The organism is Frankia sp. Hr75.2 (assembly GCF_949319125.1).
Classification (GTDB): domain Bacteria; phylum Actinomycetota; class Actinomycetes; order Frankiales; family Frankiaceae; genus Parafrankia; species Parafrankia soli.
In genome coordinates this window covers 1-3,662 of record NZ_CASGGV010000102.1, presented here as the reverse complement: position 1 = coordinate 3,662, position 3,662 = coordinate 1, and the positions used below count along the sequence as shown (strand labels likewise).

General features: G+C 73.5%; 1 protein-coding gene. It reads left to right on the top strand.

Annotated features, from left to right (window positions below; translation table 11 throughout):
• Positions 1-66 precede the first annotated feature (66 nt).
• On the top strand, positions 67-3,662 hold a 3,596-nt coding region (locus tag AC559T_RS09305), incomplete at its 3' end, for a type I polyketide synthase (protein ID WP_498868470.1).

The window sequence follows — 3,662 nt, the reverse complement described above, 5'->3', positions numbered from 1 at the left end:
AGCGCGGCCTCCGATGCGCATGGGGACTCCGGGGCGGGCGTCGCCGAGGCCAGGCCTGGTGTGGGTGTGGGGCCCGACCTGCCGACCTACCCGTTCCAGCACGAGCGCTACTGGCTGGACGCGGACTCCCGCCCGGGCGGCGTCGGCGGTGATGTGACTGCCGCCGGGCTCGACCCGGTCGATCATCCGCTGCTCGGCGCCGCCGTCAGTGTCGTGGACCGGCGTTCTGACGGATCACCCGGTGATCCGGGCGCCGTCGGTCTGACCGGCCCCGACGACGGTGCCCGTCTGCTGTTCACCGGCCGACTCAGCGTGCACCGCCACCGCTGGCTCGCCGACCACCGGATCGGGGACGCGGTGTTGCTGCCCGGCACCGCGCTGCTCGACATCCTCGCCTGGATCGGGGAGCGGGTGGGCCTTCCGGTCCTCGCCGAACTGACGATCTCCGCGCCGATCCTGCTGGACGAGACCGATACCGCCACTGGCACGGATATCCAGGTCTTCGTCGGAGAACCGGACGCCGAGCGCCGCCGTATGGTCACTGTCCATTCCCGGACCGGCCCAGACGGCGCCTGGGCTGAGAACGCGGCCGGGACCCTCGCAGCCCAGGACGAAGGCCCGGCCGGCGGTGCATCAGCACCGGCCGGCCCGGCCGACTGGGCGGCGCAGTGGCCGCCGCCCGCCGCACAGGCGGTGGATCTTGACGATTGCTACGATCGGTTGCCGGTCGACTACGGTCCGGCCTTCCGGGGGCTGCGCGCGGCCTGGGCGGCCGACGGCGTCGTCTACGCCCAGGTGGAGCTCCCGGCTGCCGCTCTCGCGGCCCCGGGCACACCCCACTCGCACGACCTCCTCCGGGCCGCCGACGGGCCGGTCGCGGATCTCCCGGACGGCTACGGCCTGCATCCCGTGCTGCTGGACGCGAGCCTACATCCGCTGGCAGCGGCCGGGTTCTTTCCGGACCCGGAGCAGCCCCGGCTGGCCTTCGCGTGGTCGGGGGTGCGGCTGCACGCCGTCGGTGCGCGGTCGCTGCGGGTGCGGATCGCCCCGGCCGGCCCCGACACCCTGACGATCAGCGCTGTAGACGATGCCGGGGCGCCGGTGATCGACGTCGGAGCACTTGTGGTCCGTCCAGTCGACCCACAGCGGCTGGCTGGCCGACCTGCGCGGGCACGGCACGCGTTGTTCGAGGTGGGCTGGGAGCCGGTGGAGGTCACCCCGGTGCGCCGCGCGGACTGGGCCCACCACCCCGAATCCGCGCTCCCCGCCGGCTCGGCTGTGTCCGATCATCCAGCTGCCAGTGGTGATCCGGATATCGTCGGTGGTCCGGCTGATCCGTCAGAGCAGCCACAATTCGCGCTGTTCGTTTCCGACGGTGTCGTTGTGGGTGCGGTGCCGGATGTCCCGGAAGCGGTGCGGGCCGCCGGGCTGCGGACGTTGCGGGTGCTCCAGGACTGGCTGGCCGATCCAGACCGGGCGTCCATCCGGCTGGTGGTCGTCCTGCGCGACGGCGACCTCGCTCATGGGGCCGTGCGTGGGCTGGTCCGCGCCGCGCAGACGGAGGCCCCGGGCCGCTTCGGCCTTCTCGAACTCGACTCCGCCTTCGACACCCCGGTGCCCGGCCCGGCCGGCACCGCGACCGAGGCCGGCACAGCCTGGGAGCAGGCGGTCGCGGCCGGGCTGGGCGCTCCCGCCGACGAGCCGTGGGTCGCCGTCCGGCGCGCACCGTCCGGGGCAGCCACCGTGTCGGTCGCCCGACTGCACCGTGCCGAACCGGCGGCTGTCCCGTCCCCTTCGCCGCTGGCCGGCGGCACCGTGCTGGTCACCGGCGCTACCGGTGGCCTGGGCCGGCTCCTCACCGACCACCTGGCCCGGGTGCACCGGGTCGCCGAACTCGTCCTGGTCACGAGGTCCGGCGCCGACGAGGAATGGCTCGCCGGGCTGGCGGCCACGGGGACCGCCGTACGCGTGGTCGCCGCCGACGCCGCTGACCGGGCTGTCCTCGCCCAGATCGTCGACGATGTCGCCGACCGGCTCACCGCGGTTGTGCATGTCGCCGGGATCGTCGCTGACGGCGTCCTGGAAGCACTCGACGAGCCGCGCTGGAACAGCGTCCTGCGGACCAAGGTGGACGCGGCCTGGCATCTGCACGAGCTGACCGCAGGCCTCGATCTCACCGCGTTCGTCCTCTACTCCTCGGCCTCCTCCGTCCTCGGTGGCGCCGGGCAGGCCAACTATGCGGCCGGCAACGCCTTCCTCACCGGTCTCGCCGCCCACAGGCGGGCGGCCGGGCTGCCCGCGACCTCGCTGGCCTGGGGTCTGTGGGCGGCGGGTATGGGCAGCCGGCTGAGTGCCACTGACCTGGCCCGGATGACGCGGGACGGTACCCGCGCCCTGTCGGCGGCCGAGGGCCTCGCCCTGTTCGACGCCGCGATGGTCGACGATCGACCCGCGCTGGTTCCCGTTCTGTTCGAAGCGGCCGCGTTGCGGCGGCGTGAGAACATCGCGCCCCTGCTCCGAGGGCTGGTGCCCACGTCAGTGCGCCGCCGGGCCGTCACGACGGCGCGAGGCGGAACCGGTGACCGGGCCTCCCTGCGTGACCAGCTCGCCCTGGCCACAGCCGGCACCCGTGACGAGATCCTGCTCGACCTCGTCCGGTCGACCGCGGTGGTGGTCCTCGGCCATTCTGACCCGGCCGCGATCGAGCCGGACCGGGCCTTCCGCGACCTCGGTTTCGACTCACTGACCGGTGTGGAGCTGCGTAACGGGCTCGCCGCCGCGACCGGCCTGCGGCTGGCGGCCACCGTGGTGTTCAACCATCCGACCCCCCGGTCGCTGGCCGGTCATCTCGCGGAGAGGCTTGCCCCGGATCTCCCGGCTGTCGCCGAGCCCGCGGCGGCGCAGGCCGTCGCCATCCAGGACGGCGCGGGCCGAGCCCGCGCCGTGGCTGAAGATGACGACCCGATCGTGATTGTTGCCATGGCCTGCCGGTTCGCTGGCGGCATCGGCTCGCCGGACGACCTGTGGCGGGTCGTCCGGGACGGGGTGGATGTGGTTGGCCCGCTGCCAGCGGACCGCGGCTGGAACCTCGCTGAGATCTACGATCCCGACCCGGACCACGCGGGGCGGACCTACGTACGGGCCGGTGGGTTCCTCGCTGACGCCGCGGGTTTCGACGCCGGCCTGTTCGGGATCTCCCCGCGAGAGGCGCTCGCGATGGACCCGCAGCAGCGGCTGCTGCTGGAGACAGCCTGGGAAGCCTTCGAGCGCGCCGGCATCGATCCGACGTCGCTGGCAGGCACGCAGACCGGCGTGTACGTCGGGACCCACGGCCAGGACTACGGCCAGGACGCGTCCGGGGAGCAGGCGGACGAGGGATACCTCGTCATCGGCAAGGCCGCCAGCGTGCTCTCCGGCCGGGTGTCCTACGTCTTCGGTCTGGAAGGCCCGGCGCTGACGGTGGACACGGCGTGCTCGTCCTCACTGGTCGCACTGCAAACCGCTGCCGCCGCTCTGCGACGCGGCGAGATCGATCTGGCGCTGGTCGCCGGGGTGTCCCTCATGACGACGCCGGAGGGCCTGATCGGCTTCTCCCGTCAGCGTGGGTTGGCCGCGGACGGGCGGTGCAAGGCGTACGCGGACGCCGCCGACGGGTTCGGCAT